A 22,650-nucleotide genomic window follows, 5' to 3' on the forward strand; every position below is an offset into this window, starting at 1 on the left:
CGTCAGGAGGCTGTTGAGTCGGCCGTGTAGGTCGGGGTTGTAGGGCGTGTGGTCGTGCCAGCAGCGCCACAGGATCCTGGTCCAGTTTTGGGCCAGGATTCTTGCTGCGTGGGGGTGTCGGCAGCCGCGGGCTCGGGCGCGGTCGTAGGTGTCGCGTGCCCAGGCGTTCGCGCGGGGCGTGTCTTGGGCCCAGTCGACCAGTGCTGCCCGGAGTTGTTTGTTGCAGCCGCGTCGGTAGGCGACGTTGAGGTGCTTGCCGGACTGCCTGGTCGATGGTGCGACGCCGGCGGCTGCGGCGAGTGCTGGGGGGTCGGGGAACCTGGCCCGGCAGTCGCCGATCTCGGCCAGCAGGGTGGCTGCGCGGACGGTCCCGGCGCGGGGCAGGGACTGGAAGATCGGGCCGTCGGGGTGAGCCAGGAGTGCTTCCTTGATCCGGGCCTCGAGCCGGGCTTGTTCATCACGCAGGGTGGCGAGCAGATCAACGAGGGTCAGCACGATGACCTCGCTGGCTTCGGCTGCCGCGCCGCTGACGCGGCCGGTCGCAGCTTCGTGCAGGTGGTCGACCAGCCGGGTCGGGGTGTGGCGGCCGCAGTATGCGTTGGCCTTGAGCCAGTGCGCCATCCGCAGCTCGCTGAGCCAGGCTGCTTTGGCTTCGCTGGGGAATCGGCGCAGGAACGCCAGGCTGATGGGGATGTCGAGCTGGCTGAACAGGCCGATCGCGCCGGGGAAGTTGTGCTGCAGCACTGCGAGCAGTTGGTTGTGCACGGCGATCCGGTGATCGATCAGATCGTGGCGGGCGCGCACCAGCATCCGCAGCGCGATCGTCTGTTCGCTGTCTGGTTGCACGATCGCCCAGCGACCGGCGTCGGTGCGCAACGCGTCGGCCAGCACGAACGCGTCGAACCGGTCGTCCTTGTTCCCCGCGGAGCCGTAGCGGGCACGCAGTGACTTCACCTGCCGTGCACTGATCACGACGACTTCGAACCCGTCGCGGATCAGGTGCTCGACCACCGGTCCGTCGCCGCGCTCGATCCCGATCCGTTCCACGCCATGGCGACGCAGCAGGGTGGTGATCTTGGTCAACCCGGGCCGTGTGTGCGGCACGGTTGCTTCCTCGATGCGCTGTCCGTCGTCGTCGACGATGCACAGCGCGTGGTGCTGCCAGGACCAGTCGATCCCGGCGTAGGTGGGCGTAGCCTCAATCATGAGAGTGCTCCTTCCGTCAGCCCACGGATTCAGCACTCCGGTCCGGGACGTGACGGTCGGTCGCTCACTGAGGCGCTCCGGGACCTTGCCGGGTCCTTGGCGCATAGCCCTATGGCCGATCTGCGCGTCCCGGGCCACCGAGCCCTGCAACTCTCAGCCAGGTCGTCCCCGAAGGGCGACTCGCTCAGCCTGGCAGTGGCCCGATGGACCCGGGGTGCAGACAAGACGATTCGCCTCGTCCACCCCAATGGTCAACCAGTGAGCCCTCAGCTCACCTTGGCGATGATGCCGGCCAGGTCGTCCGCGGTGGGTGCGACCGGGTTCGGCGGGGTGCAGGTGTCCTCCAGCGCCCCGGCCACCAGGTCGGGGATGGCCGCCTTCAGTTCGGCCTTGTCGATGCCGAGCCCGGTCAACGTGTCGGGGATGCCGATGGCGGTGCGGATCCGGCGGATCTCGGCGCACAGGGCCAGCGCCAGGTTGCGCCGGGTGGAGGCCTCCAGCCCGATCAGGTGCGCGATGTGCGCATAGCGGTCGGCGACCTCGCTGATGCCGTGCGGGCCGTAGGTGACCGGGCCGGCATTGAACTCCATCACCGTGGGCAGCAGCACCGCGTTCAGTCGTCCGTGCGGCTTGCCGAAGCGTGCCCCCAGGGCGTGCGAGATGCTGTGGACGATGCCCAGCCCGCTGTTGTCGAAGGCCATCGCGGCCATCGCCGAGGCGTTGTGCATCCGCTCCCGGGCTTCGAGGTTGTCGGGCTCGCGGCAGGCGGTCTCGATGTTGCCGAAGATCAACTGCGAGGCCTTCTCGGCGAAGGCATCGGAGAAGTCGTTGCGCTCGGTGCAGACGTAGGACTCCAGCGCGTGGGTCATCGCGTCCATGCCGGTGTCGGCGGTCATCGACTTCGGCAGGGTCCTGGTCACCTCCGGGTCGAGGATGGCCATCGCCGGGGCCATGTCGTCGCTGACCAGCACCATCTTGCGGGTGGGGTTGTGGGAGGTCACCACGGCGAAGGTGGTCACCTCCGAACCTGAACCGCTGGTGCTGGGAATGGCCACCAGGCCGTTCTTCGGGGCGTCACCGTGTTCGGCGGCCACCTTGCAGATCGCCTTGGCGGCATCGAGCGGGGAGCCACCGCCGAGGGCGATGACCGTGTCGGGGTCCGAGACCAGGTAGGCCTCCACGCCGGCGCTGACCTCGGTCACGGTCGGGTCGGGTGTCACGCCGTCGTAGACCGTGATCTCTGCCCGGCCCAGGTGGCGCCGCACGGCGTCCATGGTGGGGGTGGTGGCCATGAAGGAGTCGGTCACCACCAGGACCCGCTGGGCCCCGATGTCGGCCAGGTGGGACAGGGAGCCCTTGCCCTGGTGGATGGTGGTGGCGATGTGGAAGCGGGTCATGCAGTGTCCTCGATACTGTCCGCGGGTGGAGAGGTGATGTCGCGCCGGAACTCCGAGGGGGTGAGGCCGGTCGCAGCCTTGAAGGCGCGGGAGAAGTAGTTGGCCGGGCGGAACCTCAGTTCGGAGGCGATCCGCAGCACCGGCTGGTCGGTGTACTTCAGCAGGTACTTGGCCCGCTGGATGCGCTTGGTCATCACGTAGTCGATGAACGTGGCGTGGGTGTGGGCCTTGAACAGCCGCGAGAGGTGGTGCGGCGACAGGTTGGTGAACTCGGCGGCCGCCTGCAGCGTCAGGAACCCGGTGGGGTTGCGCTCGATGCGGTTGACCAGGTCGTTGACGGTGTGCCCGCGACGATTCTGGGCCAGTTCCAGGTTGGCCTGCAGGCAGAACAGCAGCCCGAGCATCTGTTCCTCGGCCTCGAAGCGGCTGGCGTGGGTGGCCGAACGGGCACGGTCCTGGTTGATCCGGTGGCCGAGTTCCGCGGCGGCGTCGGCGTCGAGTTCACGGGCCAGCTGCCACATGTCGTCGGCGGTCTGGTGCAGTTCGGCGCGCGCGATCCGGCGGTGGGCGGGCAGGTCATCGGGGGCGAACAGCCCGTCGAGTTGCTGGCGGACGAGGGCGGCAGCGCGGGGCAGGTCCTCATCGTTGAGGGCCCGGCGCAGCGCCACCACGTCGAGGCGGCGCGCGGGCTGGGCGGCCGACTTCGGGCTCGTGGGGTGGGGGATGGGTTCGAGGCTGGCGCGGATGGGGGTCGGGGGGCTGACCGGCTCACCCTCGGGCTGGGTGCCCAGGGCCGTGGCCAGCATGCCACGCATCAACGCACCCAGGGTGTCGCAGGCCGCCCGGATGCGACTCATCGGCATCGTCGGCACCCGGTCACGCAGCAGGCGCAGCTCGGGGCTGAGGTTGGCCGGGCCGTAGACCGCGACGGTGGGCAGCGAATGTGTCTCGTCGGGTTCCATCCGGATCTGGCCGCACAGCATGGCGCCGAGGTACTCATCACCGGCCATCAGCGGGATCGAGAAGTCGACCAGCCCGGTGTGGCACAGGTACATGTGCGAGTCACCGCGGATGGCGGCCTGCAGGCCCCCGTGGGCATCACAGGAGTAGCAACCGGCGCGTCCCTCGGCGCTCTCGCGCATGGTGCTGCAAAAATCAGTGAACCCGGAGGCTGAGGTCACCGGCTTGCCGCGATAGTCGACCAGGATCGCGGCCAGGCCCATGGCCATCGTGAACTGGTCCTGCACCTGTTGCAGGTGTTCCAGCGGAATCAAGTCAGTGATCTGGTGTCCCGGCATTCCAATCCCCCCGTCGTTGGAGCCCGGACAGCCATGTCCGGTGGACTGTGCTCTGATGGCCAGACTACGTCGTCCGACCAGCTGCGGAACAGGCACCCTCCTGTTGGACACCTCGCCCAGGAGGCCGGCGGAGGGCTGCAATCGGGCCATTTCGGATGCCATCGGGGCATCGAGATACACAATCCGGGCATCTGGGTGTCTGTATGTGCACGATCCGGCCATGAAGTCGCTGACACCGTGTCAGCAATCGACCAATCGCCATCGCGAACCGCTGCCTACCATCGTCGCAGCGTATTTCGCCGCCTGATTCAAAGAGGAGTCACAGACATGCAAGAAGCTCTCGGAATGGTCGAGACCAAGGGATTCGTGGGCGCGGTCGAGGCCGCGGACGCGATGGTCAAGTCGGCCAATGTCACCCTGATCGGCCACAAGTCGATCGGTGCCGGCCTGGTCACGGTGCTCGTGCGCGGTGACGTCGGTGCCGTGAAGGCAGCCACCGACGCCGGCGCCTCAGCCGCCCGCGCAGTCGGCGAGGTCGTCTCCACCCATGTCATCCCCCGGCCGCACAACGACGTGGACAAGATCCTCCCGTCGCAGGCTGACTGAACCAACACCCAAGGAGCACAAGCATGTCCGAAGACATGATGGCCAAGGTCATGGCCGAAGTCATGAAGCGGGTCGAGGGCACCGTGGAGCCCGCCGCTGCCGCATCCACCCCTGCCCCCGCCGGGCGTCGTCCCCCGGTCACCGAGTTCGTGGCTGCCACCCCGCTGGGTGACAGCATCGGCCTGGTCATCGCCAACGTCGACCCCCAGCTGGCCGAGCAGATGAACGCCCAGAAGTACCGTTCCATCGGCATCATCGGCGCCCGCACCGGTGCCGGCCCCCACATCTTCGCCGCCGACGAGGCGATCAAGGCCACCAACTCCGAGATCGTCACCATCGAGCTCGCCCGCGACACCAAGGGCGGCGCCGGTCACGGCTGCCTGATCATCTTCGGTGCCGAGGACGTCTCCGACGCCCGCCGCGCCGTTGAGGTCACCATCAAGGAGCTCGAGCGCACCTTCGGTGACGTCTACGCCAACGACGCCGGCCACCTCGAGTTCCAGTACACCGCCCGCGCCTCCGGAGCCCTCGAGAAGGCCTTCGGTGCACCGGTCGGCAAGGCATTCGGCATCTCCGTCGGGGCCCCGGCGGCCCTGGGCGTGGTCATGGCCGACACTGCCGTCAAGGCGTCGACCGTCGACGTGATCGCCTACGCGAGCCCCGCCAAGGGCACCAGCTACTCCAACGAGGTCATCGCCGCGGTCAGTGGCGACTCGGGCGCCGTGCGCCAGGCCATCGTGGCCGCTCGTGAGGTCGGCATCAAGCTGCTGGGCGCCATGGGCGACGTCCCGACGTCCATCACCCGTCCCTACATCTGAGTGAGGCAGTAATGCGTTCCAAGAGATTCGAGGTGCTGGACCAGCGCCCCGTCAACCAGGACGGATTCATCGACGAGTGGCCCGAAGTGGGCATGATCGCGATGGAGAGTCCCAACGACCCCACCCCGTCGATCACCATCCGCAACGGCGAGGTTGTGGAGCTCGACGGCAAGTCCATCGATGAGTTCGACATGATCGACACCTTCATCGCCGAGTACGGGATCAACCTGGACAAGGCTGAAGAGGTCAACAAGATGGACTCGCTCCAGCTGGCCCGCATGCTGGTCGACGTCAACGTCTCGCGTGCCGAGATCATCGAGTTGACCACGGCCATGACCCCGGCGAAGGCCGTCGAGGTGGTCAGCAAGCTGAACGTGCTGGAAATGATGACGGCCGTGGCCAAGCTGCGCGCCCGTCAGTCCCCGGCCAACCAGTGCCACGTCACCAACGTGCGTGACAACCCCGTCCAGATCGCTGCGGACGCCGCCGAGGCGTCGCTGCGCGGTTTCGCCGAGGCTGAGACCACCGTCGGCGTCGTGCGCTACGCACCGTTCAACGCGCTGGCGCTGCTGATCGGCGCCCAGGTCGGTCGTCCCGGCATCCTCACCCAGTGTTCGGTCGAGGAGGCCACCGAGCTGCAACTCGGCATGCGCGGCCTGACCAGCTACGCCGAGACCGTCTCGATCTACGGCACCGAGCAGGTGTTCATGGACGGCGACGACACCCCGTGGTCGAAGGCCTTCCTGGCCTCCTGCTACGCCTCGCGTGGTCTGAAGATGCGCTTCACCTCGGGCACCGGCTCCGAAGTGCAGATGGGCTTCGCCGAGGGCAAGTCGATGCTCTACCTGGAGGCCCGCTGCCTCTACATCACCAAGGGCGCCGGCTCGCAGGGTACCCAGAACGGCTCGGTCAGCTGCGTCGGTGTGCCGGCCGCCGTTCCCAGCGGTGTGCGCGCCATGCTCGCCGAGAACCTGATCGCGATGATGCTCGACCTGGAATGCGCATCGTCGAACGACCAGACCTTCACCCACTCCGACCTGCGCCGCGTGGCCCGGTCCCTGATGCAGTTCGTGCCCGGCACCGACTTCATCTGCTCTGGCTACTCGTCCACCCCGAACTACGACAACATGTTCGCCGGTTCGAACTGGGACGCCGAGGACTTCGAGGACTGGACCACCATCCAGCGTGACCTCAAGGTCGACGGCGGCCTGACTGCCGTTCTCGAAGAGGATGTCGTCCGGGCCCGCAACAAGGCTGCCCGCGCCGTCCAGTCCGCGTTCAAGGAGCTCGGCCTGCCCGAGATCACCGACGCCGAGGTGGAGGCTGCGACCTACGCCCACGGCTCGAACGACATGCCGGAGCGCAACGTCGTCGAGGACCTCAAGGGCACCCAGGACATGATGGACCGCAAGGTCACCGGTGTCGACGTGGTCAAGGCCCTGGCCGCCGGTGGGCACGAGGACGTCGCCCGCTCGGTGTTCAACGTGCTGCGCCAGCGGGTGGCAGGTGACTACCTGCACACCTCCGCGATCATCGACGAGAACTTCCGGATCGACTCGGCGGTCAACAATCCCAACGAGTACCTCGGTCCGCAGACCGGGTACCAGATCTCGGACGAGCGGTGGGAGCAGATCAAGTTCCACCGCAAGGCCGTCAGCGCAGAAAGCATCTGAGGGGGCCGACCATGAGCACCACTATTGATGAAGCAACACTCAAGGGGATCATCGCCGAGGTCATGCGTGAACTGCAGGGCCAGGCCGCTCCCAGCGGCGGCTCCGCACCCAGCCTGCCCTCGTCCGGTTCCATCGAGTTCGTCGACACCGGTGAGGCCACCCGAGGCACCGACCCGACCGAGGTCGTCATCGGCTTGGCGCCGTCGTTCAGCATCGACCAGCACCAGACCATCACCGGTATCCCGCACGCTGACGTCATCCGTGAGGTCTGCGCCGGCATCGAGGAGGAGGGCCTGACCTACCGGCTGGTGCGCGTCCTGCGCACCTCCGACGTGGGCTTTCTCGCCCACGACGCCGCGAAGCTGTCGGGCTCGGGCATCGGCATCGGCATCCAGTCCAAGGGCACCACGGTGATCCACCAGCGTGACCTGGTGCCGCTGTCGAACCTGGAGCTGTTCTCCCAGGCACCGCTGATCGACCTGGACACCTTCCGGGCCATCGGCAAGAACGCCGCGCTGTACGCCAAGGGCCAGTCGCCCCGTCCGGTGCCGGTGCGCAACGACCAGATGGCTCGTCCGAAGTACCAGGCCATCGCAGCGTTGCTGCACATCAAGGAGACCCAGAAGGTCCAGGCCGGTGCCAAGCCGCGCGCCCTCCAGGTCAAGAAGTAGGAGCAGACAATGGAATCCGAAGAACTGATCCGTACGATCATGGCCGAGGTGATGGCCAATCTGGACAAGGACGCCGTCAAGTTCGCCAAGAAGCCGGCGGCGAGCTCCTCGAGCTCGTCCTCGGCGGCGAGCAGTGGGGCGAAGGTCTCGCGCGAGCAGTACCCGCTCGGCGAGAAGCTGCCTGACCGGATCACCACCCCGACCGGGAAGTCGCTGTCGGAGGTGACCTACGAGGACGTGATCTCGGGCAAGGTCGGCGCCGACGACATGCGCATCTCCAAGGAGACCCTCGAGTTGCAGGCGCAGGTGGCCGAGTCCGTCGGACGCCCCACCCTGGCCAACAACTTCCGCCGCGCCGCCGAGCTGATCGCCGTGCCCGACGAGAAGGTGCTGGACGTCTACAACGCGCTGCGTCCCTACCGCTCGACCAAGGACGAGCTCTACGGCCTGGCCAGCGAGCTCGAGTCGCAGTACCAGTGCACCATCAGCGCCAAGTTCATCCGACAGGCTGCTGACGTGTACGAGAAGCGCGGACGCCTGCGCGTCGACTGACCGGCGTGCGCGGGGGAGACCCCGCAACCCCGACGGTGGGGGGCCAATGCCGGCCCCCCACCGCCCCCGGGCAGGGCCCCAGGCCCCTGCCTGCACACATTCCCCGTGGGCTCCGCCCACCCCCGAATCGAGAGGCAGACAGACATGCGGCTTGTTGCAGGCGTGGACATCGGCAACGCGACCACCGAAGTGGCCCTGGCCGACGAGTCCACCGGCGAGCCCAGGTTCCTGTCCAGCTCGATCATTCCCACCACCGGTATCAAGGGCACGCCCGAGAACGTCAACGGCGTCTTCCACGCACTGACCGTGGCCCTGCAGAAGGCAGGCCAGGAGGTCAGCGACCTGTCCCTGATCCGGATCAACGAGGCCGCCCCCGTCATCGGTGACGTGGCGATGGAAACCATCACCGAAACGATCATCACCGAGTCGACCATGATCGGCCACAACCCCAGTACCCCGGGTGGCCTGGGGATCGGGGTGGGGACGACGATCCGCCTTGACGAGTTGTCCTCCGAACGTTCCCCGGGCCCCTGGATTGTCGTCGCCGACCGGTCCCACGGCCACGAAGAGATCGCCAGCACCATCAACGAGGCGAACCACCTGAGGGTCACCGGCGCGATCCTGCAGCGCGATGACGGTGTGCTCGTGCACAACCGGCTCGCCACCAAGGTGCCGATCGTCGACGAGGTCAGCCTCATCGAGAAGGTGCCGCTGCGCATGCTGGCCGCGATCGAGGTGGCCAGCCCCGGCCACATCATCGAAACCCTGGCCAACCCCTTCGGTATCGCCACCTTGTTCGAGCTGAACCCCGAAGAGACCCAGTCGGTCGTCCCGCTGGCCCGCTCGCTGGTCGGCAACCGTTCGGCCGTGGTGATCAAGACCCCGGCCGGCGACGTGAAGGAACGGCGCATCCCCGCCGGGAAGCTGATCTTCGAGGGCAAGCCCAACCCGGCTGAGGTCGACGTCGAGCGCGGCGCCGGCGAGATCATGCAGGCCGCCGGCAAGCTCACCGAGATCGCCGACATCCGCGGCGAGCCCGGCACCAACGTCGGCGGCATGATGGAGAAGGTGCGGGTGGTCATGGGCAACCTGACCGACACCGCCCCCAAGGAGATCAAGATCTCCGACCTGCTGGCCGTCGACACCCACATGCCGCAGACGGTCGCCGGCGGCATCGCCAACGAGTTCTCCATGGAGGCCGCCGTCGGCATCGCCGTCATGGTCAAGGCCGACCACCTGCAGATGAACAGCATCGCCCAGAGGTTGACCGCCCAGCTCGACGTGCCCGTCGAGGTCGGTGGGGTCGAGGCCGACATGGCGATCCTGGGCGCACTGACCACCCCCGGCACCGACGTACCGATCGCCATCCTCGACATGGGTGCCGGCTCCACCGACGCCGCCGTGCTGCGCGCCGACCGCCAGGGCCGCTCCATCCACCTGGCCGGGGCCGGGAACATGGTCACCCTGCTCATCCAGTCCGAACTCGGGCTGGAACTGTTCGACACCGCCGAGGACATCAAGCGCCACCCGCTGGCCAAGGTCGAGTCACTGTTCAGCATCCGCCACGAGGACGGCACCGTCGAGTTCTTCAGCGACCCGCTGCCCCCGTCGGTGTTCGCCCGCACCGTCGTCCTCAAGGAGGACGGCATGGTGCCGCTGGACCTCGACCACCCGGTCGAACACATCCGCCAGGTGCGCATCCGCGCCAAGGAACGGGTCTTCGTCACCAACGCCATCCGTGCGCTGGAGCGGGTCAGCCCCACCCAGAACGTGCGTGACATCGCCTTCGTCGTGCTGGTGGGCGGCTCGGCGATGGACTTCGAGATTCCCCAGTTGGTGACCCGCGCCCTGGCCGACTACCGGGTGGTCGCCGGACGGGCCAACATCCGTGGCAGCGAGGGCCCCCGCAACGCGGTGGCCACCGGACTGGTCCTGTCCTGGAGGCCGTGATGGCACGGATCGAGGAGATGCCCAAGCCCACCATCATGGTGGCCCGCCACACCCGCACCACCGACTCTGAGGTGGCCTGCCTGCTGCTCGGCCTCGAGGAGCAGGGGGTGCCGTTCGAACAGTTCACACTGGACGAGCTGAACCCGCTGGAGCTGGCCCACGAGGCCAGCCTGCGCTCAGTCCTGGGCGTGGGCATCGGGGTCAGCCTCGACTACGTCGTGGTCACCACCGACAAGCTGCCGCCCGGTCGTCCGTACCTGGCCGGCCACCTGAACCAGTCCGCCGAGGCCGACCGCGTCTTCGGGGGCAACGCCGCCCGCCTCGTCAAGCGCCTGCCACTGCAGGCCGTTCCACACAGGAGTGAACCATGAGCAACCGTCCACAGCTGGCCCTCGGCCAGGTGGAGACCATCGGCCTGCCGACCGCCGTCGCCGCCGCCGATGCCGGGGTGAAGAGCGCTGACGTCACCCTGGTCGGCTACGAGCTGGCCCGCGGCGGCGGCTTCGTCGCCGTGAAGTTCGTCGGCCAGGTCGGTGCCGTGCAGGCTGCCGTCGCCGCCGCCAAGGTGGCCGCCACGAAGGTCGGCAAGGTCGCCCGCTCCTCGGTGATCGCCCGGCCCAGTGAGCAGCTCGAGAAGCTGATCGGCAACTCCCAGACCGTCGGCTGGACCGCCGAGCCAGCTGCCGACCCCGAACCGGTCGCCGAGCCGGCCCCGGCCCCGGCCCCCGAACCTGAACCCGAACCGGAACCGGCTGCCGAGCCGGAGCCGACCCCCGAACCGGCCCCCGATCCGCAGGAGGCCCCGGAGCCTGACCAGGCACCGGAGGCCGAACCCGCAGCGGAACCTGAACCGGCCGCGGACGACGTCGTCCCGGCGGAAGAGACCGAGGGAGAGGAGCAGTAGCCATCAGCACCACCACGACCAGGCGGGGACGCTCCGCCAAGAAGCCGCCACCACAGACCCCGGCACAGCCGGACCCGCAGCCACCGGCTGCCCCAGCCGACGACCAACCGGTCGCCGCCCCCGAACGAACGGAGAGAAGAGGAATGAGCGAAGCACTGGGTCTCATCGAGACCAAGGGCCTGGTCGGCGCCGTCGAGGCTGCCGATGCCATGGTCAAGTCCGCCAATGTGACCCTGGTGGGCACCGAGAAGATCGGCGCCGGCCTGGTCACGGTGATGGTGCGTGGTGACGTCGGTGCCGTGAAGGCTGCCGTCGATGCCGGCACCGTGGCTGCCCGCGCCGTGGGTGAAGTCGTGTCGACCCACGTGATCCCGCGTCCCCATGGCGACACCGAGAAGCTGCTGCCGAAGGACTGACCCATGACTGTGGCCGACCAGGAGCTCATCACGCGTATCACCACCCTCGTGGTGGATGCGCTCGCCAAGCACACCGACCCGCACCGCGTGGTGCTCGGGGTGTCCAACCGTCACGTGCACCTCAGCCCCGAGGACTTCGCGACCCTGTTCGGATCGGGTGAACCGACCGTCAAGGCGTGGGTGGTCCAGCATGGGGAGTTTGCCGCTGACCAGGTGGTCACCATCGAGGGCCCGCGGGGCAGGATGGAGAAGGTGCGCGTGATGGGCCCCTGTCGGCGGCAGAGCCAGGTCGAGCTCAGCGCCACCGACTGCCGTGCGCTGGGCATCAACGCCCCGGTGACCCAGTCCGGTTACCTGGACGAGGCAGCCCCGATCACCATCATCGGCCCGGAAGGTCGCGTCGACCTCGAACATGCCGCCATCATCGCCGCCCGGCACATCCACCTGGGCCCCGGCGATGCCGAAGCCCTCGGCGTCAAGGACCAGCAGCTGGTCAAGGTGCGCTTCGAGGGTGAGCGCGGAGGCGTGCTCGACAACGTCATCTGCCGGGTCAAGGACAACTTCACCTCAGAGGTGCACCTCGACACAGACGAGGCCAACGCGGTCATGGGCCGCACCGGTGACATCGTCACCGTGCTGGTGGAGGAGGAGTGAGCATGGCTGCCGGCGGATCAGCGCTCCCGGTTGACCCGGGTACCGGGCAGGTCGATGCCCAGGCCCTCAAGGACCTCGTGCGCCGCACGATCCTCGAGATCCTGGCCAACGAGCCCGGCATCGCGTCGACCCCCGAGCAGCCCGAACGCCGAGCCCTGGTGGTCTTCACCGGCGCCTGGCTCGGCTTCGACGAATCCGTGCGGCAGTTGCAGAAGGTCCGCGACGCCGGCATCCACCTAGACATCGTGCAGACCGAGAGTTCCCGGCTGCACCTTGACCAGGCCAAGATCACCTCGCTGGGCCCGGAGGTGACCAAGAACCTGGTCAGCACCCACCCGCTGCTGATCATGCCCACCCTGACGGTGAATGCTGCCGCCAAGGTGGCCCACGGCATGGCCGACAACCTTGCCACCAACCTGATGCACGAGTTCATCCTGCTGAACCGGCCGATCGTGGCGGTCCGCACCGCGGCCTGCCCCGACGACCCCGAGAAGCAGGAATGGTTCCCGAACATCCCACCGGCCTTCGCGCAGGTGCTGCGCGAGAACCTGGTCAAGCTGGAATCCTTCGGGGTCACCCTGACCGGGGTGCAGGGCCTGGCCGAGCAGGTGCTGGCGGCCTGCCGCAGGATCGACGCGGCAGGTGCGTCGGCGTCCGGTTCGGCTGGTGGAGCCGGGGCCGGTGACGCCGCCCTGCCCGACCTGGTCAGCTTTGACCTGCTGCAGACCGTCGCCGACGGAGCTGTGCTCAAGGTCGCAAGGAAGGCACTGGTCACCGCGCTGGCCCGCGACGAGGCCGACGCCCGCGGGATCCGCATCGAACGACAGGAGGGCTGAGATGTACCTCGCGAATGTCATCGGGACCGTGGTCTCGACGAGCAAGGACCCCGGGCTGGTCGGGTTCAAGCTGTTGGTCGTCCAGCGCGTCGACGACCAGGACAAGGCCACCGGGGCCCCGGAAGTCGCGGTCGACACCGTCGGCGCCGGCAACGGTGAGACCGTCATCATCACCACGGGCAGCGCAGCCCGGCTGGCCCTCGCCGACCGCGAGGCGCCGGTGGACGCCACCATCGTCGGCATTGTCGACACCGTAGAGATTGAGCGGAGCTGATCCATGGCAGCCATCTACACCCGCACCGGTGACAGGGGTGACACCGCCCTGTTCGGGGGTTCCCGGGTGACCAAGCAGTCGGTGCGCGTCGAGGCCTACGGCACCGTCGACGAGGCCAACACCGTGCTCGGGCTGGCCAAGTCCCGGCTGGACGACCCCGACCTGGTCGCCGAGATCCAGCACATCCAGCAGCGCATGTTCACCCTCGGGGCCGAACTGGCCAGCGACGAGTTGGGTGCCGCGCAGCTCGACAACCTGGTCGGTGCCGCCGACATCGAGGCCCTCGAGGCGCTGATCGACCGCTGCCTGGAAGAGACCGGGCCGCCGCGCAACTTCGTCGTCCCGGGTCGCGACGAGGTCTCGGGCAGCTTCCACGTCGCCCGCACCGTCGTGCGCCGCGCCGAGCGGCGCGTGCTGACCGCCGCCGAGACCACGCCCATTCGTCCCGAGGTCGTCAAGTACCTCAACCGGCTCTCGGACACCGTCTACGCGATCGGACGAGTGGTCGAGGAGCGCCACACCCGCAACCAGGTCGAGTCGACCATCCGCCGGGTGCTGGCCGAGGTGCTGGGGTCTTCCGGTTCGGCTGCCGGTGCCGGTGGTGGCAACCTGGCCAGGCTCGACCTGGAGGTCGCCACCCGGATGGCCACCGCAGCCCAGGCCAAGGCCAGCGAGCTCGGCGTGCCGATCGTGTTCGCGGTGGTCGACGCCGGCGGCAACCCGATCCTGCTGCACCGGATGGACGACTCGCTGATGGCCAGCATCGCCCTGGCCGGTGACAAGGCCTTCACGTCGGCGGCCTTCAAGGCCCCGACCCACGAGCTGACCGAGCGGGCCAAGGAGCACGGCGACCTCTACGGGGTGTCGGGCTCGAGCTCGGGTCGCATTTGTGTCTTCGGAGGCGGGTACCCCGTCTTCGTCAACGGAAGCATCGCCGGGGGCATTGGAGTCTCCGGGGGAACAGTCGAAGAGGACATGGTCATCGCTGACCATGCCATGAGCGCCGCATCATAGGAGTGGATGACATGACCGCTGGAACCGACAAGGACGTCATCGCACGCGTCGTCGCGCAGGTTGTGCGCGAGCTGCAGGGGGGCGCGGCTGCGAGCCCCGCCAAGCCCTCGTCCGCTGAGGGTGACTGGGGGGTCTTCGAGAGCATGGACGAGGCGGTCGTCGCCGCGGCCGCCGCCCAGCGTGCCTACCTGAGCTGCTCGATGGCTGATCGGCGCCGCTTCGTCGAGACGATCAAGGCCGTCGCGACGACCGAGGAGCACCTGGAGTACATGGCCCGCTGCACTGTCGAGGAGACGGGCATGGGCCGGGTCGACGACAAGATCGAGAAGAACCGGGTCGCGGCGCTCGGCACCCCCGGCACCGAGGACCTCATCACCACGGCCTGGTCGGGTGACGACGGCCTGACCACCGTAGAGTACTCGCCCTACGGCGTGATCGGGGCCATCACCCCCACCACCAACCCGACCGAGACGGTGCTGTGCAACTCGATCGGCATGCTGGCCGCCGGAAACTCGGTGGTCTTCAGCCCCCACCCGCGGGCCAAGAAGATCACCCTGTGGCTGATCCAGCAGCTGAACATCGCGCTGTGCGAGGCCGGTGCCCCGCAGAACCTCATCGTCACCGTGCGTGAGCCCTCGATCGAGAACACCAACGCGATGATGGAGCACAAGCTCATCAAGATGCTGGTCGCCACCGGTGGCCCCGGCATCGTGAAGACCGTGCTCAAGTCGGGCAAGAAGGCGATCGGCGCCGGGGCCGGCAACCCGCCGGTGCTGGTCGATGCCACCGCCGACATCGAGAAGGCGGCGCGCGACATCGTCGCCGGGGCGAGCTTCGACAACAACCTGCCCTGCACGGCCGAGAAGGAGATCATCGCCGTCGACGCCATCGCCGACCTGCTGCGCTTCGAGATGGTCAAGGCCGGTGCCCACGAGATCAACGACCCGGCCCAGTTGAAGGCCCTCGAGGACCTGCTGCTCAAGGACGGGCGTCCCGACACCGCCTGGGTCGGCAAGGACGCGGAGGTGATCCTGAACGCGATCGGCATCACCCCCAAGCCGGGTACCCGCCTGGTCGTCGCCGAGGTCGGGCGCGACCACCCCTTCGTCCAGCACGAGTTGATGATGCCGGTGATCGGCCTGGTGCGGGTGCCTGATGTGGAGGAGGGCATCCAGTTCGCCATCGAGATCGAGAAGGGCCTGCGCCACACCGCGATCATGCACTCGCGTGACGTGACCAAGCTGACCCGGATGGGCAAGCTCATCCAGACCACGGTCTTCGTGAAGAACGGCCCGTCGTTCACCGGCCTGGGCATCGGCGGTGAGGGTTACACCACCTTCACCATCGCCGGCCCCACCGGTGAGGGACTCACCTCGGCCCGCAGCTTCGCCCGCAGCCGCCGCTGCGTGATGGTCGGCGAGCTGAACGTCCGCTGACGTCGTCCCCCGGGGTCGGGCTGCTTGGCCCGGGGTCGGCCCCTCACCGCGGTCGGACTGCCCGGCCCCCGGGGGTCGCCCCCTCACCGCGGATGCGCGGGTTTCGTCCCGGAATCCACGCCACCAGTGAAGGATCCGTGTCGGAACCTGCGCATCCGCGGCGTGGGGGGTTTATTCCGACTGGCCCAGGGCTCGCAGGATCAGGTCGCGCACGCGGGCCTCGTTCTCGTCGTTCCACTCGGTGATCGCGTAGGCCGTGGCCCACATGCTGCCGTCGTCGAGCTGGGCGCCGTCGTTGAACCCGATGTGGCCGTAGCGGGACTTGAACTTGCCGGCGAACTGGTAGAAGAAGATGACGTCCTTGCCGTTGCCATAAGCGGGGAATCCGTACCAGGTTCGGCTGGAGATGTCAGGCGCGACCTCCTTGACCAGCCGGTGCAGCCCCTCACCGATGACGCGGTCGTGGTCGTCCATCGCGGCCAGCGCGTCCAGCACGTCCTGTTCGGTGTTCTTGCCCTTGGCGGTGCGGCGCTTCTCGGCGGCGGCCTGCTTGATGGCCGCCCGTTCCTCGGACGAGAAGCTCCCGTCGTCGCCGGTACCCTGTTCCACCGCGGCCTTCTTCGCCGCCGTCTTCTTGGGGGCCGTCTTCTTGAGGGCAGTCTTCTTCGCCGGGGCCCTCTTCGTGGTGGCCTTCGCGGTGGCCTTCGTGGCCTCCCCGGTCTCGCTGGTGTCATCAGTCATGGGTCGAGTCTGTCACCGCAGGCCGGGTACGAGTACCCCTCAGCGGCCCGAGTTCTTCGTCCCGCGTCGCGGCGGCGCGGTCAGCGGGTCCTCGGGCCAGGGGTGCTTGCTGTAACGGCCGCGGTTCTCGGCCCGCACCTGCGGGTAGGCATTGACCCAGAACGACGCCAGGTCGTCGGTGACCGCCAGCGGACGCTGCGCGGGGGAGAGCAGGTGCAGCAGCACCGGTTCGTGCCCGTCGACGATGCGCGGTGTGTCGGTCCACCCGAAGCACTCCTGCAGCTTGACCGCGAGGACCACCCGTTCGGTCGGGTCCTCGGGGTAGTCCAGCCTGATCCGTGAGCCGGTCGGCACCTCGAGGCGTTCGGGGACCAGCTCGTCCAACCGGGCGGCCGCCGGCCACGGCAGCAGGCGACGCAGCGCCGAGGTGAGGTCGAGCCGACCTGCCGGGGTGCCGCCGGCGAGCCGGTCCAGTTCGGGACCGAGCCACTCCTCGACGCGGTCGACCAGCGAGGCATCGTCGACGCCCGGCCAGGGGTCGCGCAGGTGCCCCAGGTCGGCGTGCCGGTGCAGCAGGGCCAACCGCCGCCGCAGCAGCTCGGTGCCCTCACCCCAGCCGAGCACCTGCCGCAGACCACGCTCCGACAAGGCCCGACGCACCGCCGCCCGACCCAGTTCGGCAGTCGGCGGCACCGGCGTCCGGGTCAGGGTGATCGCCCCCAGCGCGGTGGTGCGCCGCGCAGTGACCCTGCCGCCGTCCCACGTCGCCGTGGTCTCCTCACGCACCAGGGCGGACGCCGCGGCGAGGGCGTCGTCCTCGGTGAGCGGGGCGGCCGAGCGGACCAGGGCCCGCTCACCCACCCGCGCCATGTCGGCCACGGCGAGCCACTCCTGCCCCTGCAACCGGGAGCCGCGGGGCAGGTCCACCCCGGTGCCCGAGGCCAGCAGGTACTCATCACCCGCGCCGCGGCGTCGGGCGACCCGGTCGGGGAACGCGGCCGCGACCACCCGGGCGACCAGGTCGTCGTCGCCCAGCCCGGCGGGGCGCGGGGTGCGGTCAACCAGACGGACGAGCCGGTCGGCCTCACGCCGCCAGCCGGGTGCCGCACCCGAGCGGGCTGCGCGCCAGGCGGCGACCAGGTCGGCACCCTCGACGCGGGCGTCCCCCGCGACCAGGGCCACCACCTCGGCTGATTCGGCCGAACCCACCAGCGGTGCCGACCTCAGCAGGGCCCGGCCCAGGCGCGGTTCGACCGGCATGCGGGCGAGGCGTCGTCCGAGGTCGGTGGCGTGGCCCCGCTCGTCGAGGGCGCCCAACCCGGTCAACGTCTCGATGGCAGCCGACATCGCCGGTACCGGCGGGGGGTCGGGCAGGGCGAGGCCCTCACCGGCGGGAGAGCCCCAGACCGCCAGGTCGAGGGCGGCCTGGGTCAGGTCGGCGGTCAGGATCTCGGGCTGGGAGAAGCGGCGCAGGCCGGCCCAATCGCCCTCGGGGAAGCAGCGCACCACCAGCCCGGGGCCCAGTCGGCGGGCCCGACCGGCGCGCTGCTCGGCCGAGGCGCGGGCTTCACTGACCGTGACCAGCCCGGTCATGCCGCGACCGGAGTCGAATCGTGGCTCGCGCGACAGGCCTGAGTCGACCACCGCCCGCACCCCGGGAACGGTCAGCGACGACTCCGCCACCGAGGTTGCCACCACCACGCGCGGGCCGCCGTCACCGCGCAAGACCCGGTCCTGACTACGGATGTCGAGGGAGCCGTGCAGTGCCTCGGCCGACACCCCGCGGTCACGCAGCCGCTGGACGACCTGGTCACACTCCCGGGCGCCGGGGGCGAAGACCAGGGTGGCAGCATTGGCGGCCGGCTGGCTCGCCAGCGCCTGCTCGGCCTGGTCGGCGAGGTGGTCGAGCAACGCCGGGGTGACCCCGCGGGCGTCCAGTCGCGGCGCCGGGCTCGGTGCCCAGCGCACGGTGAGGGGGTGCAGGTCGGCGGCGACGGCGACCACCGGGGCGCCATCGAGCAGGTCGGCCCACCGCTGGGCATCGAGGGTGGCCGACATCACCACCAGTTGCAGGTCCGGGCGCAACTGGCGCAGTTCGACCAGCATCGCGAAGGCCAGGTCGGTCTCGAGTGCGCGTTCGTGCACCTCGTCGAGGACGACGGCGTCGATGCCGGGCAGGTCGGGGGTGCTGAGCAGGCGGCGCAGCAACACCCCGGCGGTGCAGAACTCGACCCGGGTGGCGTTGCCGGCCTGCTGCTCACCCCGGACGACGAAGCCGACCTCGGCGCCGAGGCGAACTCCGGACAGCTCCGCCAGCCGACGCGCGGCGGCACGGGCGGCGACCCGGCGGGGTTGGGTGACCACCACTCGTCCGCCGACCCGGTTCGCCACCGCGGGCGGGACGAGGGTGGTCTTGCCCGTGCCGGGTGGTGCCTGGACCACCACCGCCCCCCTGGTGGCCAGCGCGTCTTCGAGGTCGGCGAGCACAGCGGCGACCGGCAGCCCGGTACCGATGACCTCGAGATCGAAACGCATTCGTCCAGTCTTTCAGGGGTGCGGCGGTGATTCGCCGCGACCGGCTCGTGGCCCTCGTTGAACGATCGCCTGACAGGGGTCCGCGCACGGGGCAGGCTGTGTCTGTGTCCCCTCAACACCGCCTTCTCGGGCTGCTGGCGACAGCCATCCTGCTGCTGACCACGACGCTGTTCGCAGCGCCTGCCCATGCCGCCCCCGTGCGCTACGCCGCACTGGGTGACTCCTTCTCTGCCGGTGTGGGTGCCGGTGGATCCGTCAACGACTGCTACCAGTCCCCAAAGGGTTATGCCCCCCTGATCGCTGCTGCGGCGGGCTGGACGCTGGACTACCGCGCCTGTTCCGGGGCGGTCGTCAATGATGTGCGCACCAAGCAACTGCCCGGGGTGTCGTCGTCCACGACCAAGATCACCATCTCGATCGGCGGCAACGACATCGGCTTCGCCGACGCGCTGCTCGAGTGCGCCAAGCCGGGCTGGATGAGCAATTGCGACGGCAAGCTCAACACCGCCGAGTCCGTGATCAACAACACCCTGCCCGGCCGACTCGGAGGGCTGTACACCGACATCCGGACGAAGGCTCCCGCCGCCCAGGTGGTCGTGGTCGGCTACCCGCGGCTGTTCAACGGCACCGACTGCAATGTGCTGACCTTCTTCAGCGCCGCCGAGATGACCCGTGCCAATGCCTTGGCCGATCGCCTCAACGTGGTCACCCGCACCCAGGCGAGCAACAAGGGCTTCAGCTATGCCGACCCGCGGGTGTCTTTCACGGGGCATGCCTGGTGCGACAAGCAGGCCTGGATCAACGGGCCCAGCTGGAACCTGACCGACTCGTACCACCCGAATGCGGCCGGCAACACCGCCTATGCGCAGCTGGTGAGCAGTTCGCTGGGCCTGCGGACCACCTTCGCGACCACCTCGTCGGCCACCCGCACCGCGGCCACGGCCGAGCTGACCGTCGAGCAGGCCCGCCAGCTCGTGCCCGACCTGGCCTCGTCCGAGAACCTCGCCAAGGCTGCCGCCGCGGGCATCTCGGTGGAGCAGGTCAAGCAGCTCGATGCCGCCCTGCGCTCGGGTGACAAGACCCGCGCCAACCAGGCGGTCAAGCAGTTGCACGCCCTGGACAAGCAGTTTGCTGCCCGCACCTCGCTGACCACCACCGGCCCGGTGACTGTCGACCGCTGAGGCCACCCGCCACCCACTCGGGGCTGCAGACCCACCCGGTCTGCAGCCCCTTTCGCGTCTGCAGACCCGGTCAGCCGAGCGGGAGCCCCCAGATGCTGAGGACGATGTTCACCGCGACCAGCACGCCCAACGCGACCAGGCCGGCCACCGGGACCCGGGGGAGGGTCAGCGGCTCATGGGCCACCTCACGGACAGCCCGGCTGAAGATGTGCGCCATGGGTGCGAAGACCAGGATGGCCGTGCTGGCAGCCATGATCGCGATCTGCGACTCGGGCGGCACGTCGGCCGGGGTGATGGCGAGGTACAGCAGGCTCAACAGGGCAGAGGCCACCGATGAGGCGATCCACGGGAACAGGGTCATCGCATTGCGCAGGCCCAGTTCGTCCGGGCCGGCGTGGCGGGCCATGTGGGTCGCGAAGCCGCGGGCGGTGAGGAACATGCCCGCGATGCCCACCGCGCAGATGGCGAACTGTCCGGCCAGCGGAATGTTGAGCAGTGCGGCGGTCACCCCGGTGTCGCCCGCGCCGAACGGCGTGATGACCAGGTAGCCGACCATCTCCTGCATCGAGGCGAAGGCGAAGAACAGCCACAACAGGTGGGCGAAGTCGCCACGTCGGCGCAGCGGGGTCCAGATCGCCATCACGAATCCGGTGACCAGGCTGAACACGGGCCCGGCCATGGCCATGACAGCACCGTCGGCCACCGGGATGTCGCCGAAGTGGTCGACGCCGAAGGCGTACATGCGTGAGGGGTGGCCCAGGGCAGCTCCGGCCACCAGGTGGGCGAGTTCATGGACGAACACCATCGCGGTCTGCGCCAGCAGCCCGGCCACGACAGCGTTGAGCAGTAGTTGGGATCGGTGGGACTTGTCGACGACCTGCCTTGGCGTCTGCATGGCGTCAAGCTGTCACGCCTTGGGGTCAGCTTCCCCGGCCGCTCACCCCGACTGATCACCGGACGATGGGCGGCAACCGGACGAAACAGGCCTTAGGTGGCGGGTTTTCCCTCTCCACGGAAGGAAAATCCACCACTTAAGGGGCTCTTCACAGATGAGGGTGGGTGGTCAACCGGCGACGGTGTCGGCGATAGCTGGGATGTTGGGCGTGGCGCGGTGATGTGAGGGGGCCCTGGGTTGCTTGGATGAAGGTGTCTAGTCACCACCCAAGAACCCAAGGGCCCTGATGCAAAACGCTACCCCACCATGTCTGGATTCGTTCTGCCGACTCGACAGACTCGGCCTCACCGTCACCGAACAGATCGTGCATCCGGATCACTCAGTGCTGGTCTGCACGCCAACGACGCCGGCGAGTCCGTGCCCGACATGCGCCGGTCCCGGGGCCCGGCATGACACGGTGGTGCGGAAGTTGGCGCATGTGCCCTTCGGGTGGAAACCGACGATCCTGCAGGTCCTGGTCCCCAGATACCGGTGCAGGCCATGTGGTCGGGTATGGCGCCACGACGTCCGCGCAGCGGCACCGACCAGGGGCAAGCTGTCTCGTGACGCGGTCACGCTGGCGGTGAAACACATCGTGATCGACCGGCTCTCGATCGCCAGGATCGCCGCGATCCTGGGGGTCGCGTGGAACACCTGCAGCGACGCGATCCTCGCCGCCGCCGACGAGTTGCTGTTCAACGATCCCACCCGACTCGACGGAGTCACCACGGTCGGGGTCGACGAGCACGTGTGGCGCCACACCCGCTTCGGTGACAAGTTCGTGACCGTGGTCATCGACTTGACCCCGACAAGGACCAACACCGGCACATCCCGACTCCTGGCAGTCGTGGAGGGCCGCTCCAAGCAAGCGCTGAAGCAGTGGCTCCAGCTGCAGTCCGAAGCCTTCCGCGACGGCATCGAGATCGTCGCGATGGATGGGTTCACCGGCTACAAGTCCGCCACCGTCGAGACCATCGATGATGTCACCACAGTGATGGACCCGTTCCACGTCGTGGCCTTGGCCGGGGAGAAACTCGACCGCTGCCGACAACGCCTCCAACAAGAGACCCTCGGCCACCGCGGCCGCTCAGGGGATCCGCTCTATGGCATCCGCCGGATCGCCCGGACCCGCGCCGCGCTGCTGACGAAGAAGCAGTGGTTCCGGCTGCTGAACGTCTTCGATGAGGACTGTCACACCCCGTTCGCGGTCAGCTGGGAGGCATACCAACGCATCATCGACGCCTACCGGGCGCCGACTACCGTCGAGGGCAAACAGATCATGACCGCCCTCATCGACACACTCAAGTCCGGGCTGCCAGCAGCGCTCGAGGAGATCCGCACCCTGGGCCGAACCCTCCACCGACGACGCGACGACATCCTCGCCTTCTTCGACCACCCCGGCACCAGCAACGGCCCCACCGAAGCACTCTGTGAGTCTGGATCTGGCTGGTCTGGGACTGGCCGGTCAGGATGGATGTCGGTCGTATCGAACCGGGTGTGACTCTCGAAGCAATTGGCCCGCTTGCGGTGTCTTCCCGTTGAATTGTCCGCCCG

At 68.6% G+C, this 22,650-nt stretch carries 22 protein-coding genes; 16 read left to right on the top strand and 6 right to left on the bottom strand.

The window, feature by feature from the left end:
• The 3 genes from ACQE3C_RS14890 to ACQE3C_RS14900 form a co-directional block, all read right to left on the bottom strand.
• The coding region (locus ACQE3C_RS14890) for an IS110 family transposase (protein ID WP_434538698.1) at positions 1-1,206 on the bottom strand (1,206 nt) is incomplete at its 3' end.
• A 266-nt stretch (positions 1,207-1,472) separates the two neighbouring features.
• Positions 1,473-2,603 carry a 1-propanol dehydrogenase PduQ gene (locus ACQE3C_RS14895; protein WP_434539918.1) on the bottom strand — a complete coding sequence of 377 codons (1,131 nt, stop codon included), beginning with the start codon at positions 2,601-2,603 and terminating at the stop codon, positions 1,473-1,475.
• A complete protein-coding gene (locus ACQE3C_RS14900) occupies positions 2,600-3,877 on the bottom strand; it encodes a PocR ligand-binding domain-containing protein (protein ID WP_434539919.1) in 1,278 nt (425 codons plus the stop codon). Before ACQE3C_RS14900 ends, ACQE3C_RS14895 begins: the two co-directional genes overlap by 4 nt.
• A 351-nt stretch (positions 3,878-4,228) precedes the next feature.
• On the opposite strand from ACQE3C_RS14900, the gene ACQE3C_RS14905 reads away from it, so the two are divergent.
• The 14 genes from ACQE3C_RS14905 to ACQE3C_RS14970 all read left to right on the top strand — a co-directional run bounded on the left by ACQE3C_RS14905 (position 4,229) and on the right by ACQE3C_RS14970 (position 15,705).
• On the top strand, positions 4,229-4,507 hold the full coding sequence (locus ACQE3C_RS14905; protein WP_434539920.1) for a BMC domain-containing protein: 279 nt from the start codon (positions 4,229-4,231) through the stop codon (positions 4,505-4,507).
• Positions 4,508-4,530: 23 nt separating this feature from the next.
• Positions 4,531-5,325, top strand: a complete 795-nt coding sequence (gene pduB, locus ACQE3C_RS14910; protein ID WP_434539921.1) for a propanediol utilization microcompartment protein PduB — start codon at positions 4,531-4,533, stop codon at positions 5,323-5,325.
• 11 nt (positions 5,326-5,336) lie between these two features.
• Complete coding sequence (locus ACQE3C_RS14915; RefSeq protein WP_434539922.1) at positions 5,337-6,998, top strand: propanediol/glycerol family dehydratase large subunit; 1,662 nt, start codon at positions 5,337-5,339, stop codon at positions 6,996-6,998.
• Positions 6,999-7,009: 11 nt separating this feature from the next.
• On the top strand, positions 7,010-7,669 hold the full coding sequence (locus ACQE3C_RS14920; RefSeq protein ID WP_434539923.1) for a propanediol/glycerol family dehydratase medium subunit: 660 nt from the start codon (positions 7,010-7,012) through the stop codon (positions 7,667-7,669).
• 9 nt (positions 7,670-7,678) lie between these two features.
• The gene (locus ACQE3C_RS14925) at positions 7,679-8,221 is read left to right on the top strand and encodes a diol dehydratase small subunit (protein ID WP_434539924.1); all 543 of its coding nucleotides are present in this window, start codon (positions 7,679-7,681) and stop codon (positions 8,219-8,221) included.
• A 144-nt stretch (positions 8,222-8,365) separates the two neighbouring features.
• Positions 8,366-10,171 (top strand): diol dehydratase reactivase subunit alpha, encoded by a 1,806-nt coding sequence (locus ACQE3C_RS14930; protein ID WP_434539925.1) that lies wholly within the window; start codon positions 8,366-8,368, stop codon positions 10,169-10,171.
• A complete protein-coding gene (locus ACQE3C_RS14935) occupies positions 10,171-10,542 on the top strand; it encodes a glycerol dehydratase reactivase beta/small subunit family protein (RefSeq protein WP_434539926.1) in 372 nt (123 codons plus the stop codon). Before ACQE3C_RS14930 ends, ACQE3C_RS14935 begins: the two co-directional genes overlap by 1 nt.
• Complete coding sequence (locus ACQE3C_RS14940; RefSeq protein WP_434539927.1) at positions 10,539-11,075, top strand: BMC domain-containing protein; 537 nt, start codon at positions 10,539-10,541, stop codon at positions 11,073-11,075. The genes ACQE3C_RS14935 and ACQE3C_RS14940 overlap by 4 nt, the downstream gene beginning before the upstream one ends.
• A gap of 143 nt (positions 11,076-11,218) precedes the next feature.
• Positions 11,219-11,491 (top strand): BMC domain-containing protein, encoded by a 273-nt coding sequence (locus ACQE3C_RS14945; protein WP_434539928.1) that lies wholly within the window; start codon positions 11,219-11,221, stop codon positions 11,489-11,491.
• A 3-nt stretch (positions 11,492-11,494) separates the two neighbouring features.
• Positions 11,495-12,145 carry a phosphate propanoyltransferase gene (gene pduL / locus ACQE3C_RS14950; protein WP_434539929.1) on the top strand — a complete coding sequence of 217 codons (651 nt, stop codon included), beginning with the start codon at positions 11,495-11,497 and terminating at the stop codon, positions 12,143-12,145.
• 2 nt (positions 12,146-12,147) lie between these two features.
• Entirely contained in the window at positions 12,148-12,981 is an 834-nt protein-coding gene (locus ACQE3C_RS14955) for a flavoprotein (RefSeq protein WP_434539930.1), read from the top strand.
• A 1-nt stretch (position 12,982) separates the two neighbouring features.
• Positions 12,983-13,255, top strand: coding sequence for a EutN/CcmL family microcompartment protein (locus tag ACQE3C_RS14960; RefSeq protein WP_434539931.1), 273 nt, complete (start codon positions 12,983-12,985; stop codon positions 13,253-13,255).
• Positions 13,256-13,258: 3 nt separating this feature from the next.
• The gene (locus ACQE3C_RS14965) at positions 13,259-14,269 is read left to right on the top strand and encodes a cob(I)yrinic acid a,c-diamide adenosyltransferase (protein WP_434539932.1); all 1,011 of its coding nucleotides are present in this window, start codon (positions 13,259-13,261) and stop codon (positions 14,267-14,269) included.
• Positions 14,263-15,705 carry an aldehyde dehydrogenase family protein gene (locus ACQE3C_RS14970; protein ID WP_434539938.1) on the top strand — a complete coding sequence of 481 codons (1,443 nt, stop codon included), beginning with the start codon at positions 14,263-14,265 and terminating at the stop codon, positions 15,703-15,705. Before ACQE3C_RS14965 ends, ACQE3C_RS14970 begins: the two co-directional genes overlap by 7 nt.
• 171 nt (positions 15,706-15,876) lie before the next feature.
• Here the strand turns inward: ACQE3C_RS14970 and ACQE3C_RS14975 are convergent, their stop codons facing one another.
• On the bottom strand, positions 15,877-16,446 hold the full coding sequence (locus ACQE3C_RS14975; protein ID WP_434539933.1) for an iron chaperone: 570 nt from the start codon (positions 16,444-16,446) through the stop codon (positions 15,877-15,879).
• 39 nt (positions 16,447-16,485) lie between these two features.
• Positions 16,486-18,981: an ATP-dependent helicase HrpB gene (gene hrpB, locus ACQE3C_RS14980; protein ID WP_434539934.1), complete on the bottom strand. Its 2,496-nt coding sequence runs from the start codon at positions 18,979-18,981 to the stop codon at positions 16,486-16,488.
• Positions 18,982-19,085: 104 nt separating this feature from the next.
• Between hrpB and ACQE3C_RS14985 the strand changes: the two genes are divergently transcribed.
• Complete coding sequence (locus tag ACQE3C_RS14985) at positions 19,086-20,162, top strand: SGNH/GDSL hydrolase family protein (RefSeq protein ID WP_434539935.1); 1,077 nt, start codon at positions 19,086-19,088, stop codon at positions 20,160-20,162.
• A gap of 70 nt (positions 20,163-20,232) precedes the next feature.
• Here the strand turns inward: ACQE3C_RS14985 and ACQE3C_RS14990 are convergent, their stop codons facing one another.
• Entirely contained in the window at positions 20,233-21,057 is an 825-nt protein-coding gene (locus ACQE3C_RS14990) for a hypothetical protein (protein ID WP_434539936.1), read from the bottom strand.
• A gap of 286 nt (positions 21,058-21,343) precedes the next feature.
• Between ACQE3C_RS14990 and ACQE3C_RS14995 the strand changes: the two genes are divergently transcribed.
• Positions 21,344-22,597, top strand: a complete 1,254-nt coding sequence (locus ACQE3C_RS14995) for an ISL3 family transposase (RefSeq protein ID WP_434539937.1) — start codon at positions 21,344-21,346, stop codon at positions 22,595-22,597.
• Positions 22,598-22,650 lie beyond the last annotated feature (53 nt).

It is taken from the genome of Aestuariimicrobium sp. Y1814, from assembly GCF_050113895.1.
In the GTDB taxonomy this organism is placed as follows: domain Bacteria; phylum Actinomycetota; class Actinomycetes; order Propionibacteriales; family Propionibacteriaceae; genus Aestuariimicrobium.